The sequence below is a fragment of the Kosakonia sp. MUSA4 genome, from assembly GCF_013085925.1.
Classification (GTDB): domain Bacteria; phylum Pseudomonadota; class Gammaproteobacteria; order Enterobacterales; family Enterobacteriaceae; genus Kosakonia; species Kosakonia sacchari_B.
The window spans coordinates 773798-792987 of record NZ_CP025697.1 but is presented as its reverse complement, the minus strand read 5'-3'; the positions used below and the strand labels follow the sequence as shown (position 1 = coordinate 792987).

The 19190-nt window shown below is 55.5% G+C and carries 15 protein-coding genes; 6 read left to right on the top strand and 9 right to left on the bottom strand.

Features of this window, described 5'->3' with window-relative positions; translation table 11 throughout:
- Nucleotides 1-49 precede the first annotated feature (49 nt).
- Entirely contained in the window at nt 50-1351 is a 1302-nt protein-coding gene (gene rlmD / locus C0557_RS03710; RefSeq protein ID WP_208657520.1) for a 23S rRNA (uracil(1939)-C(5))-methyltransferase RlmD, read from the bottom strand.
- Between the two features lie 57 nt (nt 1352-1408).
- Between rlmD and barA the strand changes: the two genes are divergently transcribed.
- Nucleotides 1409-4174: a two-component sensor histidine kinase BarA gene (gene barA, locus C0557_RS03705; protein ID WP_208657519.1), complete on the top strand. Its 2766-nt coding sequence runs from the start codon at nt 1409-1411 to the stop codon at nt 4172-4174.
- 125 nt (nt 4175-4299) lie between these two features.
- Here the strand turns inward: barA and C0557_RS03700 are convergent, their stop codons facing one another.
- The 8 genes from C0557_RS03700 to syd all read right to left on the bottom strand — a co-directional run bounded on the left by C0557_RS03700 (nt 4300) and on the right by syd (nt 12713).
- Complete coding sequence (locus C0557_RS03700; RefSeq protein ID WP_208657518.1) at nt 4300-5439, bottom strand: glycerate kinase; 1140 nt, start codon at nt 5437-5439, stop codon at nt 4300-4302.
- 87 nt (nt 5440-5526) lie between these two features.
- Entirely contained in the window at nt 5527-6867 is a 1341-nt protein-coding gene (gene gudD / locus C0557_RS03695) for a glucarate dehydratase (protein WP_074776892.1), read from the bottom strand.
- Nucleotides 6868-6885: 18 nt separating this feature from the next.
- The gene (locus C0557_RS03690; protein WP_208657517.1) at nt 6886-8226 is read right to left on the bottom strand and encodes an enolase C-terminal domain-like protein; all 1341 of its coding nucleotides are present in this window, start codon (nt 8224-8226) and stop codon (nt 6886-6888) included.
- A complete protein-coding gene (locus tag C0557_RS03685; RefSeq protein WP_208657516.1) occupies nt 8226-9578 on the bottom strand; it encodes an MFS transporter in 1353 nt (450 codons plus the stop codon). The genes C0557_RS03690 and C0557_RS03685 overlap by 1 nt, the downstream gene beginning before the upstream one ends.
- A 377-nt stretch (nt 9579-9955) precedes the next feature.
- Nucleotides 9956-10405, bottom strand: coding sequence for a flavodoxin (locus C0557_RS03680; protein ID WP_208657515.1), 450 nt, complete (start codon nt 10403-10405; stop codon nt 9956-9958).
- Nucleotides 10406-10410: 5 nt separating this feature from the next.
- Complete coding sequence (truC, locus tag C0557_RS03675) at nt 10411-11205, bottom strand: tRNA pseudouridine(65) synthase TruC (protein WP_208657514.1); 795 nt, start codon at nt 11203-11205, stop codon at nt 10411-10413.
- The gene (locus tag C0557_RS03670; protein WP_208657513.1) at nt 11205-11534 is read right to left on the bottom strand and encodes a YqcC family protein; all 330 of its coding nucleotides are present in this window, start codon (nt 11532-11534) and stop codon (nt 11205-11207) included. Before C0557_RS03670 ends, truC begins: the two co-directional genes overlap by 1 nt.
- A gap of 633 nt (nt 11535-12167) precedes the next feature.
- Nucleotides 12168-12713 carry a SecY-interacting protein gene (syd, locus tag C0557_RS03665; RefSeq protein WP_208657512.1) on the bottom strand — a complete coding sequence of 182 codons (546 nt, stop codon included), beginning with the start codon at nt 12711-12713 and terminating at the stop codon, nt 12168-12170.
- A 69-nt stretch (nt 12714-12782) separates the two neighbouring features.
- Here syd and queF point away from each other — a divergent pair, with 69 nt between their 5' ends.
- The 5 genes from queF (at nt 12783) to xni (ending at nt 19102) form a co-directional block, all read left to right on the top strand.
- Nucleotides 12783-13628, top strand: coding sequence for an NADPH-dependent 7-cyano-7-deazaguanine reductase QueF (queF, locus tag C0557_RS03660; RefSeq protein ID WP_208657511.1), 846 nt, complete (start codon nt 12783-12785; stop codon nt 13626-13628).
- Nucleotides 13629-13715: 87 nt separating this feature from the next.
- Nucleotides 13716-15080, top strand: coding sequence for a nucleotide 5'-monophosphate nucleosidase PpnN (gene ppnN / locus C0557_RS03655; RefSeq protein WP_074776886.1), 1365 nt, complete (start codon nt 13716-13718; stop codon nt 15078-15080).
- A gap of 444 nt (nt 15081-15524) precedes the next feature.
- A complete protein-coding gene (locus tag C0557_RS03650) occupies nt 15525-16814 on the top strand; it encodes an HAAAP family serine/threonine permease (RefSeq protein ID WP_208657510.1) in 1290 nt (429 codons plus the stop codon).
- Nucleotides 16815-16870: 56 nt separating this feature from the next.
- The gene (locus C0557_RS03645) at nt 16871-18238 is read left to right on the top strand and encodes an L-serine ammonia-lyase (protein ID WP_074776884.1); all 1368 of its coding nucleotides are present in this window, start codon (nt 16871-16873) and stop codon (nt 18236-18238) included.
- A 111-nt stretch (nt 18239-18349) separates the two neighbouring features.
- Nucleotides 18350-19102 carry a flap endonuclease Xni gene (gene xni / locus C0557_RS03640; RefSeq protein WP_253073779.1) on the top strand — a complete coding sequence of 251 codons (753 nt, stop codon included), beginning with the start codon at nt 18350-18352 and terminating at the stop codon, nt 19100-19102.
- Nucleotides 19103-19190 lie beyond the last annotated feature (88 nt).

The following is a 19190-nucleotide window of genomic DNA, read 5'->3' as shown; positions in this document are numbered from 1 at the left end:
CCTCTCCTTTCAGGGACCGGGCCTGCCGAATTCGACAAGCCGAAATTAATCATTTGTTTTTCACAAACAACACCATCGATTCCAGATGGCCAGTGTGTGGAAACATGTCCAGCATCGCCAGCCGCTGAATCTGGTAACCTGCATTTAATAGCGCTTCACTGTCACGGGCAAGCGTGGCGGGGTTACAGGAAACGTACACCACTCTGCCGGGAGACAATTTTATAATATGTTGCATCACTTCGGCAGCACCAGCACGCGCGGGATCGAGCAACACCTTATCAAATCCCTGGCTCGCCCAGGGTTGCTGAGTGACATCATCCTCCAGATTTTCATGAAAGAATGTCACATTCTGCAAGCCATTCTGTTGCGCATTCTCCTGCGCTTTCGCCACCAGATCGGCGACGCCTTCCACCCCAACGACACTTAACGCGCGCTGCGCCAGCGGCAGAGTGAAATTTCCCATACCGCAGAACAGATCCAGTACACGGTCGCCGGGCTGGATATCAAGCCACGCCAGCGCATGGGTCACCATTTGCTGATTAACGCCATCGTTGACCTGAATAAAGTCCCGCGGGCTGAACATTAAGCGTAGCCCGTCGGAGCTGTACCAGGGGGATTCTCCGCTAACGTGTTCAAGTATCTCGCTTTGTGGCGCGAGGTACAGCGCAATCCCCTGAGAATGCGAAAAACGTTCCAGTTTTTCTTTATCCGCGTGACTTAATGGCGCCGTGTGCCGCAAAACCATCAGTGGGCCATTGTCGGCCTCCACCAGTTCGACGTGCCCCAGATGGCGCACGGCACCAAGCTCCGCCAGACATTCGTGCAGCGGCACCAGCATTGCCTCAAGACGGGGCACCAGTACCGGGCAACGCGTCACATTGATAATGTCGCTGTCGCCCGCTTTGCGAAACCCCATCTCCAGACGCTGCGTTTTCGGCTGCCAGCTGAGGCTCAAACGCGCCCGACGGCGATATCCCCACGGCTGTGCGGCAATCACCTCGTCAATGTCCTGCTTCATCAATCGCGCCAGCGCCGCGCTTTTACTGCGCTGTTGCAGGGCAATGCTGGCATGTTGCTGCTGGCACCCGCCGCAAACGCCAAAATGCGGACATGCCGGTTTCACGCGCTCCGGGCTGTCATTCAGGCGACGTTTTACTTCCCCACGGGCAAACTGACGTTTTTCCTCTTTGAGGGTAATTTCCGCCGTTTCTTCTGGTAATAATCCGGGAATAAACAACGCCTTACCATTATGGCGAGCAACACCCTGACCAAAGGGATCGAGGTCGGTTACCGTGACGGTAATGCGCTCACGAGTCGTCACGCGTCGTTTTGCAGAGTAGAATTGCGCCATTGCAGTGAATATTCTCAATAACTGTGTAATGGCCTAATTCTCCCATAACGGAACTCCATGACCAACTACAGCTTGCGCGCACGCATGATGATTCTGATCCTGGCACCCACCGTGCTTATCGGTGTGCTGCTCAGTATCTTTTTCGTCGTTCACCGCTATAACGATTTACAGCGTCAACTGGAAGACTCCGGCGCCAGTATTATTGAACCGCTGGCGGTTTCCAGTGAATACAGCATGGCACTACAGGATCGCGAAGCCATTGGCCAGTTGATTAGCGTGCTTCACCGTCGCCATTCTGACATCGTCCGCGCTATCACCATTTACGACGGGCGCAACGACGTGTTCGTCTCGTCCAATTTCCAGCTTGATGGCGACGCTCTCAGGCTGCCAGAAGGGCAGCCTTTCCCGCGCAAGCTGAGCGTTACCCGCCGCGGCGATACGATGGTGCTGCGCACGCCGATCCTGTCCGAGGGGCTTGAACCGGCAAACACCGCTCTGCCTGCGGATAAAATCACCGGCAATATGCTTGGCTATGTGGCGCTACAGTTGGATCTGAAATCGGTTCGCCTGCAGCAGTACAAGGAGATTTTTATCTCCAGCCTGATGATTTTGTTCTGTATTGGTATTGCGCTGATTTTTGGCTGGCGTCTGATGCGCGACGTGACCGGCCCCATTCGTAATATGGTGAATACCGTTGACCGTATCCGTCGCGGGCAGCTCGACAGCCGAGTCGAAGGTTTTATGCTCGGCGAGCTGGATATGTTGAAAAACGGTATCAATTCGATGGCCATGTCGCTGGCGGCCTACCACGAAGAGATGCAGCATAATATCGATCAATCCACCTCGGATCTGCGTGAAACGCTGGAGCAGATGGAGATCCAGAACGTTGAGCTGGACCTCGCGAAAAAGCGTGCGCAGGAAGCCGCGCGAATTAAATCTGAGTTCCTCGCCAATATGTCTCATGAGCTGCGCACACCGCTGAACGGCGTGATTGGCTTTACCCGTTTGACATTGAAATCTGAACTGAATCCTACCCAGCGCGATCACCTGCTGACCATTGAACGCTCGGCGAATAATCTGCTGGCGATCATTAACGATGTGCTGGACTTCTCCAAGCTGGAAGCGGGCAAACTGATCCTCGAAAGCATTCCGTTCCCTCTACGCAACACGCTGGATGAGGTGGTGATCTTGCTGGCGCACTCGGCGCACGATAAGGGGCTTGAGCTAACGCTGAACATCAAAAATGATGTTCCGGATAATGTGATTGGCGACCCGCTGCGTCTGCAACAGGTGATCACCAATCTGGTCGGCAACGCCATCAAGTTTACCGAACATGGCAATATCGATGTGGTGGTTGAGAAACGCGCCATCAGCAATAACAAAGTGCAAATTGAGGTGCAGATCCGCGATACCGGCATCGGCATTCCGGAACGCGATCAGTCGCGTCTGTTCCAGGCATTTCGCCAGGCGGATGCCAGCATCTCGCGCCGTCACGGCGGTACTGGCCTGGGCCTGGTGATCACGCAACGGCTGGTGAATGAGATGGGCGGCGATATCTCTTTCCATAGCCAGCCGAACCGGGGTTCAACCTTCTGGTTCCATATTGATCTCGACCTCAATCCAAACGCCATCAGCGAAGCACCCACCACGGAAAGACTGGCCGGTAAACGTCTGGCGTATGTTGAACCGAATGCCGCAGCGGCGCAAAGCACGCTGGAAGTGCTGAACAACACGCCACTGGAGATAATTTACAGCCCGTCATTCTCGGCGCTCCCGCAAGGGCATTACGATATTTTGCTGTTGGCGGTGCCGGTAACCGTGCGCGAGCCGCTCAATATGCAGCACGATCGCCTGGCGCGTGCGGCAGCCATGACCGACTATCTGCTGCTGGCGCTGCCGTGCCATGCGCAGGTGAATGCCGAAGAGCTGAAACAGGATGGCGCAGCGGCTTGTCTGCTTAAACCGCTGACCACCACCCGCCTGCTGCCCGCTTTGACCGAGTACTGCCGCACGACACAGCTGGTTCTGGCCTCACATGCGGATGAAAGCAAACTGCCGATGAGCGTCATGGCGGTGGATGACAACCCGGCGAACCTGAAGCTGATCGGCGTTCTGCTTGACGATCAGGTGCAGCACGTTGAACTGTGCGAGAACGGCTTGCAGGCCATTGAGCGAGCCAAACAGATGCAGTTCGATCTGATTTTGATGGATATCCAGATGCCGGAGATGGACGGTATTCGCGCCTGCGAGTTGATACGCCAGCTGCCGCATCAGCAGCAAACGCCAGTGGTCGCCGTAACCGCACATGCGATGGCCGGGCAAAAAGAGAAGCTGCTCAGCGCCGGGATGAACGATTATCTGGCCAAGCCAATCGAAGAAGATAAGCTGCATAACCTGCTGTTGCGCTACAAGCCCGGCCCGGAAACCAGCGTCTGGCATACGCCGGAAACCGAAGAGATCCCGGTGGAGCTACCGATCAATCACGATGTCACGCTCGACTGGCAACTGGCGCTGCGCCAGGCGGCGGGAAAAACCGACCTTGCGCGCGAGATGCTGCATATGCTGGTCGAGTTTCTGCCGGAGATCCGCAATATGGTGGAGGAACAACTGGTCGGCGAAGCGCCGCAGGGGCTGCCGGAAGCGATCCACAAACTGCACGGCAGTTGCGGTTACAGCGGCGTTCCACGGCTGAAAAACCTCTGCCAGCTTATTGAGCATCAACTGCGTAGCGGCGTCAGTGCCGACGAACTGGAACCGGAGTTTCTGGAGTTGCTTGATGAGATGGATAACGTTACGCGCGAAGCGCACCGGTTGATTGGGTAGCGATGTTGAGAGTCACGGATGGCCTGAGCGCCGGATGACGGCATTGCCTTATCCGGCCTGGGATAGCGCGAAATTTTGTCTCTTTAGTAAGCCGGATAAGCGCCTGCGCTATCCGGCAAAAATCACTACAGTTGCTGCCCCGCTTTTAGCACCGCCGCCACATTGCGCGCCGTCATGCGGACGTTTTCACCTGCATTTTCCAGCGCTTTTTCCAGCGTACAGATCGTATAGAGCACGCTGAAAACAGCATCAATGCCGTGATCGTGCACCACGCCAACATCGGCGGTGAGGCTCCCGGCAATGCCGATCACCGGAATATTGTAGCGTTTGGCCACTTTCGCTACGCCGACCGGCACCTTGCCATGCACCGTCTGGCTGTCGATGCGCCCTTCGCCGGTGATCACCAGATCCGCGCCCCTGACGTGTTTATCCAGCGCCAGTGCGTCGGTGACGATCTCAATCCCCTGGCGCAATTCCGCGCCGCAGAAGGCATATAACGCCGCGCCCATGCCGCCCGCTGCGCCGCCGCCCGCCAGGTTCAGTACGTCGATATCCAGATCGCGGGCAATGATCCCGGCATAATGCGCCAGCGCCTTATCCAGCCGGGCAATCATCTCTGGCGTAGCGCCTTTCTGCGGGCCAAAAACGGCCGATGCCCCCGCTTCGCCGGTTAAGGGATTGGTGACGTCGCAGGCCACCTCAATGCGACAACCGGCAAGGCGTTTATCCAGCTCGCGGAGATCGATGCGCGCCAGCGATTCCAGCGCCGCGCCGCCTGGCGCAATCTGCCGATCCTGCTCGTCGAGCAGCTTCGCGCCCAGCGCCTGCACCATGCCTGCGCCGCCGTCATTGGTGGCGCTGCCGCCGATACCAATAATGATATGTTTAACGCCAGCATCCAGCGCATGGCGGATCAGTTCACCGGTTCCCCACGACGTGGTAATCAGCGGATCGCGCTTCGCAGGCGGCACCATTTCCAGCCCGCTGGCCGCCGCCATTTCAATGAACGCCGACTGCTCATCGCCGGAAATGCCATAAAACCCTTCCGCTTGTTCGCCAAGCGGGCCTTTCACCGCTACCTTAACAATACGACCGTTGGTCGCAGCAACCATGGCTTCTACCGTCCCTTCGCCACCGTCTGCAACCGGAATTTTTATATACTCCGCCGAGGGAAATATCTCGCGAAAACCACGCTCAATAGCCGTCGCGACTTCCAGGGCGCTTAAGCTTTCTTTGTAAGAGTCAGGAGCGATAACAATCTTCATAAGCCATCCTTATGCATATTCACAACAATAAGCATACACCCAGGAAAGGTACGGAAATGCCAGCCCCCGCAAGGACTGGCAATTTCATTAACGCACCATGCAGGGCCGTTTGTTATCAAACTTCCAGTCAGGGATCAGATACTGCATCCCCATCGCATCATCACGCGCGCCAAGTCCATGTTTTTGGTACAGCGCGTTGGCTTTCATCACCTGATCCATATCCAGTTCAACGCCCAGACCCGGCGTGGTCGGCACCTGTACCATCCCGCCTTTGATTTCGAACGGCTGTTTAGTCAGGCGCTGATTGCCTTCCTGCCAGATCCAGTGTGTGTCGATAGCGGTAATGTTGCCAGGCGCAGCGGCAGCGACGTGAGTGAACATCGCCAGAGAAATATCGAAGTGGTTGTTGGAGTGTGAACCCCAGGTCAGGCCAAATTCGTGGCACATTTGCGCCACGCGTACCGAGCCCTGCATCGTCCAGAAATGCGGATCCGCCAGCGGAATATCCACCGATTGCAGCGACAGCGTATGGCCCATCTGACGCCAGTCGGTGGCGATCATGTTGGTCGCCGTCGGCAGACCGGTCGCACGGCGGAATTCTGCCATCACTTCACGGCCGGAGAAGCCCTGTTCAGCACCGCAAGGATCTTCCGCGTAAGCCAGCACGCCTTTCAGGTGCTTACCGATTTTGATGGCTTCATCCAGCGACCATGCGCCATTCGGATCCAGCGTAACGCGCGCCTGCGGGAAGCGTTTTGCCAGCGCGGAAATGGCTTCCGCCTCTTCCATGCCCGCCAGAACGCCGCCTTTCAGTTTGAAATCGTTAAAGCCATATTTTTCATAAGCGGCTTCCGCCAGACGCACAACGCGATCCGGCGTCATTGCCTCTTCATGGCGAACGCGATACCAGTCGCATTTGTCATCCGGCTGGCTTTGGTACGGCAGCGGCGTTTTTTTGCTGTCGCCGACGAAGAACAGGTAGCCCAGCATCTCCACTTCATTACGCTGCTGGCCTTCACCCAGCAGGGAGGCGACGTTGACGCCAAGGTGCTGGCCTAACAGATCCAGCATCGCCGCTTCGATGCCCGTCACCACATGGATCGTGGTGCGCAGGTCGAAGGTTTGCAGACCGCGGCCGCCGGAATCGCGATCGGCAAAAGTCTGGCGCACGCTGTTCAGCACGTTTTTGTATTCACCCAGCGTTTTACCCACCACCAGCGGAATCGCATCTTCCAGCGTTTTACGGATTTTCTCGCCGCCCGGAATTTCCCCCACGCCGGTGTGCCCTGCGTTGTCTTTGATCACCACGATATTGCGGGTGAAAAAAGGGGCATGCGCGCCGCTCAGGTTCATCAACATGCTGTCGTGCCCGGCAACCGGGATCACCTGCATGGATGCGACAACGGGGGTAGACGTATATGTGCTCATTTTTTATCCTTTTCTCTCTCAATGACGTCCAAAGACCGGGCGTTTTTTGTCAAACGTCCAGCCCGGGATGAGGTACTGCATCGGGCCTGCGTCATTGCGCGCGCCGCCAGGCAGTTTTTTATAGGCGGCATGCGCTTTCTCGATTTGATGCCAGTCGATCTCCACGCCAAGGCCTGGCGCATCCGGCACGGCGATTTTGCCCTGCCTGATTTCCAGCGGCTGTTTGGTCAGGCGGGCATCGCCCTCCTGCCAGATCCAGTGAGTGTCGATAGCGGTTGGCGTTCCCGGCGCAGCAGCGCCGACATGGGTAAACATCGCCAGTGAAATATCGAAATGATTGTTGGAGTGACAACCCCAGGTCAGCCCCCAGTCATCGCACAACTGCGCAACCCGCACGGCACCAGAGAGCGTCCAGAAGTGCGGATCCGCCAGCGGAATATCGACGGCATTCAGCATCACTGCGTGACCCATTTCTCGCCAGTTGGTGGCGATCATATTGGTGGCGACCGGCAGACCGGTGGCGCGGCGGAATTCCGCCATCACTTCGCGGCCGGAAAAGCCCTGCTCGGCACCACACGGATCTTCGGCGTAGGTCAGCACATCATTCAGCCCTTTACACAGGCTAATGGCTTCGTCCAGCAGCCAGGCACCGTTCGGATCCACCGTAATGCGCGCACTCGGGAAGCGTTTTTTCAACGCCTTCACGGTTTCAATCTCTTGCTCACCGGGCAGGACACCGCCTTTAAGTTTGAAATCTTTAAAGCCGTAGCGATCCTGCGAGGCCTCCGCCAGACGCACCACCGCATCGCTGGTCATCGCTTCCTGATGACGCAGGCGATACCATTCGTGGCTGCCGGGCGTGGCATCCAGATAGGGAAGATCGGTTTTCGTGCGATCGCCGACATAGAACAGATAACCCAGTACCGTTACGGCATCGCGCTGTTTGCCAGGGCCAAGCAGCTCGCACACCGGTACGTTCAGCGCTTTACCGAGCAGATCGAGCAGCGCGGCTTCCAGCGCTGCAACGGCATTGACGCGCAGTTCAAAGGTCCATGCGCCTTTGCCGAAGGTATCGAAATCCGCCGCCTGGTTGCCTTTATGCACGCGCTGCACCACTTTATTCAGCCGGGCAACTTCCTGCCCGACCACCATCGGAGTGGCATCGACCAGCGTTTTGTAGATCACTTCGCCGCCGGGCGCTTCACCGACACCAGTATTCCCGGCGTTATCCGTAAGCACGACGATGTTGCGCGTAAAGTAAGCGTTATGCGCGCCGCCAATGTTCATCAGCATACTGTCATGCCCGGCTACGGGAATAACTTTCATCCCGGTGATAATCGGGCTGGCTTGTGTATTCATTACTCACGTCCTGTAGGTTTCAGTATGATACGTTTGATATCGCCGACCAGCACCAGGTAGCTCAGTACCGCGACCAGCGCATGGATACCGACATAAATCAGCGCGCCATTAAACGAACCGGTAGTACCAACGATATAGCCGATAGCAATGGGCGTCACGATGCCGGAGATGTTGCCGAACATATTGAACAGGCCGCCGCTCAGACCGCTGATCTCTTTCGGCGCGGTATCTGCCATCACCGCCCAGCCCAGCGCGCCAATCCCTTTACCGAAGAAAGCCAACGACATAAAGCCGATGATCATCATTTCCGAGTTGGTGTAGTTACAGAACACCATGCTCATCGAGAGCAGCATGCCCAGCACGATCGGTGTTTTGCGCGCCATATTCAGCGAGCCGTAGCGACGCATTAACCAGTCTGAAATGATGCCGCCAAGTACACCGCCGACAAACCCGCAAATGGCCGGAATCGACGCCATAAAACCGGCCTTCAGGATCGACATGCCGCGCGCCTGCACCAGATACACCGGGAACCAGGTGATGAAGAAGTAAGTCAGGGCGTTAATGCAGTACTGCCCCAGGTAAACGCCGATCATCATGCGCGAACCCAGCAGTTGCTTAATCTGCCCCCATTTTTCCGAGAACGGGACACTGTGAATGTTGTTCTTCTGATCCATGTTGATCAGCGCGCCGCCTTCGGCAATGTACTCCAGCTCCTTCTTGTTGACGCCCGGGTGCTGATTCGGCTCGTGGATCATTTTCTGCCACAGCAGACTGATGAAGATCCCTAAACCGCCCATGAAGAAGAAGACGTGCGACCAGCCCACTTCGTGCGTCAGCCAGCCCATGATCGGTGCAAAGATAACGGTCGCGAAATATTGTGCGGAGTTAAAAATCGCCACCGCCGTGCCCCTCTCTTGCGCCGGGAACCAGGCCGCAACGATACGACTGTTACCGGGGAAAGAGGGCGATTCGGCCAGACCGACCATAAAACGCAGAGTAAAGAGCGCCACGATGATGCCGAAGCCACTGAAGATATCGACAAAGCCCTGCAATAAGGTAAACAGCGACCAGGTAAAGATGGACCAGAAATAGACCCGTTTGGAGCCGAAGCGGTCAAGCAACCAGCCGCCCGGTATCTGGCCAATCACATAGGCCCAGGAAAATGCAGAAAAAACATAACCCATTGCGATCGAATCAAGGCCGATGGCTTTGGACATCTCCGAACCGGCAATCGACAAAGTAGCGCGATCGCCGTAGTTGAAGGATGTGACGATAAACAGCATCACCACTATCCAGTAGCGGGCGTTTGTGCGCTTTTCAGCGCCGCTCGCCGCCTGGCTGAATGTACTCATGGTTGTACTCCCGAAGCATCAATGTTCTTTGTACATTCATCCTGTACGGCACAACCTGTAGGGGAAGACAGGATGATGTAGTTGTGTTTTTTGCTGTTCCTGCCGGGGTTTTTCCCCTTAGCAGAACGCATTTTTTGACTGGCAAGAAAAGTATAAGAAGCGGCCTTTCAACTCTCACCGTGCAACAACACAACATTCATCAGACCCGGCAAGTTGCTTTATTGCATTAGCCCAGGGTGATGGGGAGTACTTCACGGAAATGGAAGCCGGGATCGGCAAAGAAGATCAGACGAAGGTAAAGATCGAAGAATGTGAAATGCGTCGCTTGACGCCGAAAAAAGAGGGCATTTCCCCTCCCCGTCTGAGGAGGGAAAACGTTATTTCAGCAGCGTTGCCCAGTGTTCAACCCACGGATTTGACACGCTTTCCGGCTCCGGATCTTCATTCGCGTCAATCAGCAGCATATCACCGATGCGCTGTGCGCTCTGCTCCTGCAACAACGCATCAAACTGTTTGCCGCCGCCGCAGAAATTGGCGTATGTGCTATCGCCCAGGGCAATCACACCATAATGTAAATCCGGCTGATAACCCACGGTATCGCGCAGGTAGTGGAACAACGGCGCAATGCTGTCCGGCAAATCGCCCTGCCCGGTCGTAGACGTTACCACCAGCGCATAATGGCCTTTGTTGTTATCCCAGTCCGCTGCGGTGGGATCTTCAAACACCATCGCGCTATGGCCGTGCGCGTTTAAGATTTCCTGCGCTTCTTCCGCCACCAGCAGCGAATTACCGTACATGGTGCCAACAAAAATTCCGACCTTCGCCATGCTCATCACTCCTTGTGTGATTCGAGATGGCCCTCATCCTGACCGTTCAGCGGCGCAAACTCAACCCTTTCATTATCAGGGAGAAGCCCACGCCAGCCGAAGCGCGACAGCGCCTGCATCCACACTTCATCCAGCCCGGCGCGCAGCGTTAAAGCTTCGCCGGTAAACGGGTGCGTGAGCGTTAACTGGCTGGCATGCAGCATCAGCCGCTGACAACCAAAATGCTCTGCGGCGCTGCGGTTTTGCCGCAAATCGCCGTGCTTGCTGTCGCCAATGATCGGATGACGTAAGTGCGCCAGATGGCGGCGTAATTGATGTTTGCGGCCGGTTTTCGGTTCCAGTTCAACCAGCCCATAACGGGTGGTCGGGAATTTACTGGTCGCCACGGGCATTTCGGTGGTCGCCAGCCCTCGATAATGGGTTACCGCTGCCTGCGGCTCTTTATTCGCGCGGGCGAATTTGTCGGCGACTTTGTCCAGCTCCTCCACCAGCGGGTAATCAAGCAGCGCCTCTTCCATCAACCAACCGCGCACAATCGCATGATAGCGTTTCTGGATTTGATGCTGCTCAAACTGCTGCGCCAGGCGGCGACCCGCTTCGCTGGAAAGGCCCATCAATAAAACGCCGGACGTTGGCCTGTCGAGACGGTGCGCGGTAAAAACGTGCTGGCCGATTTGGTCGCGCACGGTTTGCATTACCACCACTTTTTCATCGCGATCCAGCCAGCTACGGTGTACCAGCCAGCCAGAGGGTTTGTTCACCGCCACCAGCCATTCGTCCTGGTAAATAATCTCCAGCATTAGTCATCTTCACCGGCGAACAGCGTGTCAAGCTGCTGAAGGTGAACCAGCATCACCTCACGGGAGGGGTGCGTGGCGTCAACAGCGATTTCATAATAGGGCGCGATGGCAAACGCCTGCGGCAGCGGCTGCTGGCTGTCCAGCAGTGCGTGCATACGCGGAATTAATACCCATTGCAGCCACTCGAACGGCTCAAGGGTATCCATACAGAAGGGTTGCGTGCTTTCAAAGGCATCCGGCGCTGGCGCCGCGCTTTGCCACAGATTTTGCTCGCGCAGTTGCGCTTCGAGTTGATGAAGTTGCTCGCGCACTCGTTGGTGAAGAGTCATAAAAACCCCCGGTAGAAAACAGACTGGCGCGCAGCATAGCAAAGACCAGAGCAAATAAAAAAAGGGAGCACTGTAAAAACAGTGCTCCCGGTTCGTTTCGTAGCAGTCCGGCTACTCGTTGTGCTCCCTGCTCATCCTTGAAAACTTTTCCTGTGGTCTCCTGACCGGTTCATCCGTGAACTGTGCATCATGCTCACACCACCCCGATGTGACTTAGCCTCATCCTTAATGCGTGTCCCTGATCATCCTGATCTGCCGGCCATCCTGACCGACTCTCATTCTCCTTCCTGGAGGTGTCCCTTAGCGCAATCCTGCGTTGTCCTGCTGCTTCATCCTGAAGCCTTTCCCTGTAGCACCTTCCCGGTGTGTCCCTGAAGCAACATCATCCTGATGTACGCTTCGTTGTCAGACTCCCTGTCGACAGAAACAGAATTACCCATTCTGCCCCCCCTTACAAGAACACCTAACGCAAATTATCTTTTGAATGAAACCCTTTAGGTATAAGGGTTAAGGTGTAACGTTATGAAATTAAATAAGTATAGGGGGAATAGCACAATGACAGTATGGCAAATGTCCTGGCGATCTCTTACAGGTCGCGTGAGAGATCTCGCACACGCAGAGTAGCATCGAGGACTACACGACAGGTTCGAGCCGATTAAGAAAATCCTCAAGGCTGGGGGCCAGAACGGTACGCTGACGGGTACCCAGCGTTTCTTGCACCACTTCACCGCTCAGATTACACAGCGAAATGACATCCAGCTCGCTATCAAGTGTGGCGATAAACAACGTCGGCGAAAGCTTTAACCTTTTCTGCGTGACAAGATGACCAATCAGGTTTTCCTGTACGCGCAGAAAATCCTCCTCGCTCCAGGTTTGCAGCAGCGTCAGCGGCAGTGCACCAAGGCGCGCGGGCATATCCCCGGCGAATTGCGTGGTATAAAACGTATGAACCGGCGTCTGTACCACAATCTCCATTGCCTGCTCAATCGGGTTTACGTTCGGTTGCGCGGAGAATGGCTGAGGTTGCCAAATCACATACTCATCGGTTGAAGAGATAATGCAGGGCGATGGTATTCCGTGCAGCTCCTCGCTTTGTGGCCAGGTGCCGCGCGCTGCGTGCCACGCGTCGCAATAACGTTCCGTAAAAGCTTTCAGCGCAATGGCCGTCTCGTTTTCCACCGATTTCTCTCTTCATCTAAGCCAGGATAAACTCTGCGTAATAGTTTACCTGCAAAATGGCGATGAAACATGTCTTCTTACGATAACCACCAGGCGCTGGCTGGCCTGACGCTTGGCAAAACCACAGATTACCGCGACACCTATGACGCCAGCCTGTTGCAGGGCGTTCCCCGTTCATTAAATCGCGATCCGCTGGGCCTGACGGCCGGGAATCTTCCTTTTCACGGGGCGGATATCTGGACGCTTTATGAACTCTCCTGGCTGAATGCCAAAGGTTTGCCGCAGGTGGCGGTAGGCCACGTCGAACTGGATTACGCCAGCGTGAATCTGGTGGAATCGAAAAGCTTTAAACTCTATCTCAACAGTTTTAACCAGACGCGCTTCGCCAGTTGGGATGAGGTACGCGATACTCTGCAACGCGATTTGAGCGCCTGCGCGCAAGGCAACGTCAGCGTGGCGCTGTACCGTATTGATGAGCTGGAAGGTCAGCCGATCGCCCATTTCCATGGTACCTGCATTGACGAGCAGGATATTGAAATCGAGAGCTATGCCTTTGACGCTGCGTGGCTGACGGACGCTGCCAGCGGCAAAGTGGTTGAAGAGACGCTGGTTAGCCATCTGCTGAAATCAAACTGTCTCATTACCCACCAGCCGGACTGGGGCTCAGTGCAGATCCAGTACCGGGGGCCAAAGATCGATCGCGAGAAGCTGCTGCGTTATCTGGTCTCTTTCCGCCATCACAACGAGTTTCACGAGCAGTGCGTTGAGCGCATTTTTACCGACATTCAGCGCTTCTGCCAGCCGGAAAAACTGAGCGTTTACGCACGCTACACGCGCCGTGGCGGGCTGGATATCAATCCGTGGCGTACCAATACCGATTTCATCCCTGCCACCGGGCGTCTGGTACGTCAGTAAAACATTTCCCGCCGGGTTGTTAAACGTCATAAGCCAGGGCTATTGTAATCAGTGGGAAGATAAATTCCGTCCCGTTAAGGAGTTCACTTGATTACACATATTAGCCCGCTTGGCTCAATGGATATGCTGTCGCAGTTGGAAGTCGATATGCTTAAACGCACGGCCAGCAGCGACCTTTATCAACTGTTTCGCAACTGCTCGCTCGCTGTACTGAACTCAGGGAGCCTGACGGATAGTAGCAAAGAGCTGCTTTCCCGCAATGTCGGTTTTGATATCAATGTGTTGCGCCGTGAACGCGGCGTGAAGCTGGAACTGATTAACCCGCCGGAAGAGGCCTTTGTCGACGGGCGGATCATCCGCTCGTTGCAGGCCAACTTGTTCGCGGTCCTGCGCGATATCCTCTTCGTCAGTGGGCAAATTCATAATGCCGGGCGTTTCCAGCATTTAAATCTGGAAAGCTCGATCCATATTACTAACCTCGTCTTCTCTATTTTGCGTAACGCGCGCGCCCTGCACGTCGGCGAAGCGCCAAATATGGTGGTTTGCTGGGGCGGCCACTCGATCAACGAAACCGAATACCTTTACGCACGCCGCGTGGGTACGCAGTTGGGTCTGCGCGAGCTGAATATCTGCACCGGCTGCGGGCCGGGCGCGATGGAGGCGCCAATGAAAGGCGCCGCCGTTGGCCATGCGCAGCAACGCTATAAGGATGGCCGTTTTATCGGCATGACCGAGCCATCCATTATTGCCGCTGAGCCGCCGAACCCGCTGGTCAATGAGTTGATCATCATGCCGGATATTGAAAAACGGCTGGAAGCTTTTGTCCGCATCGCGCACGGGATCATTATCTTTCCTGGCGGCGTGGGCACGGCAGAAGAGCTGCTCTATCTGCTGGGGATCCTGATGAATCCGGCGAACAAAAATCAGGTGCTGCCGCTGATCCTCACCGGGCCGAAAGAGAGTGCGGACTACTTCCGCGTTCTGGACGAATTTATTGTCAATACGCTGGGCGAAGCCGCGCGTCGCCACTACACCATCATCGTTAATGATGCGGCTGAAGTGGCGCGTCAGATGAAAAAAGCCATGCCGCTGGTAAAAGAGAACCGTCGCGATACCGGGGATGCCTACAGTTTCAACTGGTCGATTCGCATTGCGCCGGATCTGCAAGTGCCGTTCGAACCGACCCATGAAAATATGGCAAACCTGAAACTCTACCCAGACCAACCGGTAGAAGTGCTGGCGGCGGATCTGCGCCGGGCCTTCTCGGGTATTGTGGCAGGTAACGTGAAAGAGCCAGGTATCCGCGCGATTGAAGCGTTTGGTCCCTATAAAATTCACGGCGACAGCGACATGATGCGCCGAATGGACGATCTGTTGCAGGGTTTTGTCGCCCAGCACCGTATGAAACTCCCGGGTTCCGCTTACATTCCGTGCTACGAAATTTGTGCCTGATTGACCTTTCCAGGGCGGAGTCATAACCCGCCCTTATACCTCGCGTTTAACCAATCATTTGCTGACCAGCAATTCATGTACAACAACCGCCTTTAATATCGATAAATAACTGCAAAAACGTTGTTTTGCAGTGCTTTTATCATCTTCTGCCACCCGTTATTTGATCGCATATCTGGCGAGTGTTAGCCTTTTTGCTCATAAATTTCACATGTTAATAATTAGCCAGATAAATGGTCTAAATATATCCACATAAAAAGTAGATTATTGCATTTGAGATCCGCATCACTGATGTTGCCATAACTTATCTGTATCTTTCCGCCGCAAATAGTTACAGGGAGAAATTATAAAAAAACTGTAATTGGCCGACTTAAATATTGACGCTGACGTTTCCGACATTTGATTTGTCTGCAACGGCAGTATTTTGCTTCCCCAGGAGATGTATAAATGGAAACCATTCAGACTGGTGTAGGAACCTCCGTAGCAACACGCAGTTCATGGCGCAAAACCGACACCATGTGGATGCTGGGCCTTTACGGCACAGCCATCGGCGCAGGCGTTCTGTTTCTGCCGATTAACGCCGGTGTCGGCGGCCTGATCCCGCTCATCATCATGGCAATTCTTGCTTTCCCGATGACCTACTTCGCCCACCGTGGCCTGACCCGCTTTGTGTTGTCCGGTAAAAACCCGGGCGAAGACATTACTGAAGTGGTCGAAGAGCACTTCGGTATCGGCGCGGGTAAGTTGATTACCCTGCTTTATTTCTTCGCGATTTATCCGATCCTGCTGGTTTATAGCGTGGCGATCACCAACACCGTGGACAGCTTTATGACCCACCAGTTGGGCATGACCCCGCCGCCGCGCGCGATCCTGTCGTTGATCCTTATCGTCGGTATGATGACCATCGTGCGCTTCGGTGAGCAGATGATTGTGAAAGCGATGAGCATCCTGGTATTTCCGTTCGTTATCGCGCTGATGCTGCTGGCGGTGTACTTGATTCCGCAGTGGAACGGCGCCGTGCTGGAAACCCTGTCGCTGAGCAGCGCTTCCGCCACCGGCCATGGCCTGTGGATGACGCTGTGGCTGGCAATTCCGGTGATGGTGTTCTCGTTTAACCACTCGCCGATCATCTCCTCTTTTGCCGTTGCCAAGCGCGAAGAGTACGGCGCAGAAGCCGAGCGTAAATGCTCCCGCATTCTGGCCTTCGCGCACATCATGATGGTAATGACCGTTATGTTCTTTGTGTTTAGCTGTGTGCTGAGCCTGGCACCCGCCGATCTGGCTTCGGCGAAAGAGCAGAACATCTCCATTCTCTCTTATCTGGCGAACCACTTTAATGCGCCGGTTATCGCCTGGATGGCGCCGATCATTGCGATGATCGCCATCACCAAATCGTTCCTCGGCCACTATCTGGGTGCGCGTGAAGGTTTTAACGGTATGGTGATTAAGTCTCTGCGCAGCAAAGGCAAATCCATCGAAATCAACAAACTGAATAAAATTACCGCGCTGTTTATGCTGTTGACCACCTGGGCCGTTGCCACCTGGAACCCAAGCATTCTGGGCATGATCGAAACCCTGGGCGGGCCAATCATTGCGATGATCCTGTTCCTGATGCCGATGTATGCCATCGCGAAAGTACCGGCAATGCGCAAATACAGCGGCGCTATCAGCAACATCTTCATCGTGATTATGGGGCTCATCGCCATCTCCGCGATCTTCTTCTCCCTGTTCAGCTAATCTTTTCGCGCCGTCCTGTCGGGCGGCGCATCCCCTATAGCAATGGATAATGCGTCATGATCAGCGTATTCGATATTTTTAAAATCGGTATCGGGCCGTCCAGCTCGCACACCGTTGGTCCGATGAAAGCCGGTAAACAGTTCACAGACGACCTGATTGCTCGTGGCATTTTGCACGACGTAACCCGCGTCGTGGTGGATGTTTACGGCTCTCTATCCCTGACCGGTAAAGGGCACCATACTGACATCGCGATTATTATGGGCCTGGCGGGGAATCTGCCGGATAGCGTCGATATTGATGCCATTCCGGGTTTTATTCAGGATGTTAATACCCATGGCCGCCTGCAGCTGGCCAACGAAGCGCATGAAGTGGAGTTTCCGGTCGATCAATGCATGAATTTCCATGCGGATAACCTCTCACTGCACGAAAACGGCATGCGTATTACTGCGCTTGCGGGCGAGCAGGTGCTCTACAGCCAGACCTATTACTCCATCGGCGGCGGGTTTATCGTTGACGAAGAACACTTTGGCCAACCCACCAGCGCGCCGGTCGAAGTGCCCTACCCTTACCAAACCGCCGCCGATTTGCAGCGCCATTGCCAGGAGACCGGTTTATCGCTCTCCGGGTTGATGATGAAAAACGAACTGGCGCTACACAGCAAAGCCGAGCTGGAACAGCATCTCGCCCGCGTGTGGGAAGTGATGCAGGGCGGCATAGAACGCGGCATCGCAACGGAAGGAGTATTACCTGGCAAACTGCGCGTTCCGCGCCGTGCCGCTGCGCTGCGCCGTATGCTGGTCAGCAGCGATAAAACCAGCACCGACCCGATGGCCGTGGTTGACTGGATCAATATGTTCGCGCTGGCGGTGAACGAAGAGAACGCCGCCGGTGGGCGTGTGGTGACGGCGCCGACAAACGGTGCGTGCGGGATCGTGCCGGCGGTACTGGCGTATTACGATCGCTTTATCCGCCAGGTTAACGCCAATTCACTGGCGCGTTATTTGCTGGTCGCCAGCGCCATCGGCTCGCTGTATAAGATGAATGCCTCCATTTCCGGCGCGGAAGTGGGCTGCCAGGGAGAAGTCGGCGTCGCCTGCTCGATGGCGGCGGCTGGGCTGGCAGAGTTGTTGGGCGGCAGCCCGGCGCAAGTCTGTATCGCGGCGGAAATCGGCATGGAGCACAACCTCGGTCTGACCTGCGACCCGGTAGCCGGCCAGGTGCAAGTGCCCTGTATCGAGCGTAACGCGATTGCCTCGGTGAAAGCGGTCAATGCGGCGCGAATGGCGCTGCGTCGCACCAGTGAACCGCGCGTCTGCCTCGATAAAGTTATCGAAACAATGTATGAAACCGGAAAAGATATGAACGCCAAATACCGTGAAACCTCTCGCGGCGGGCTGGCGATGAAGATCGTTTCCTGCGACTAATCCCGCATCAGATGCCTCGTTTTGCGAGGCATCTTCCTGATTATGCCCTGCTTTATAGCCTCGCCAGGCGTGCGATGATACCCTTAGCGGATGATTTCAAGGAGGGTATCTGTGGCTCATCTGCTCATTGTTGACGCACTCAATCTGATTCGCCGTATTCATGCGGTGCAAGGTTCACCCTGTGTGGATACCTGCCTGCATGCGCTGGAGCAGTTGATTATCCACAGTCAGCCAACCCATGCCGTCGCGGTTTTTGATGATGAGGCCCGTAATCAGGGCTGGCGCCACCAGTTGCTGCCGGATTACAAAGCGGGCCGCCCTCCCATGCCGGATACCCTACAGACGGAAATGCCATTCCTGCGCGCGGCTTTCGAACAACGCGGGATCCGCTGTTGGACAACGCCTGGCAACGAAGCCGACGATCTTGCTGCGACGCTGGCGGTGAAAATGGCGCAGGCCGGGCAACAGGCGACGATTGTCTCAACCGACAAAGGCTACTGCCAGTTGCTCTCCCCGACGATCCGCATTCGCGACTACTTTCAGAAACGCTGGCTGGACGCGCCCTTTATTGCTCAGGAGTATGGCGTTACGCCAGGGCAATTACCGGATTATTGGGGCCTGGCGGGGATCAGCAGTTCGAAAGTACCGGGCGTGGCGGGTATCGGTCCGAAAAGCGCAACGCAATTGCTGAGCACATTTCCAACGCTGGAGGCGCTATACGGAAACCTCGAAGCGGTACCGGAGAAGTGGCGGCAGAAACTGGAAGCTCACCGGGCGATGGCATTTACCTGCCGGGATGTGGCGCGTCTGCAAACCGATTTGCAACTTGATGGCAATTTACAACAGCTTCGCCTGACGCGCTGAACGCCAGCGGTATATTGCTCGCTTAACCAGTGAGCGCGCAGGCAGAAACGGCAATTGCCAGAACCATGACGCTCAGGCCTTTTTAACG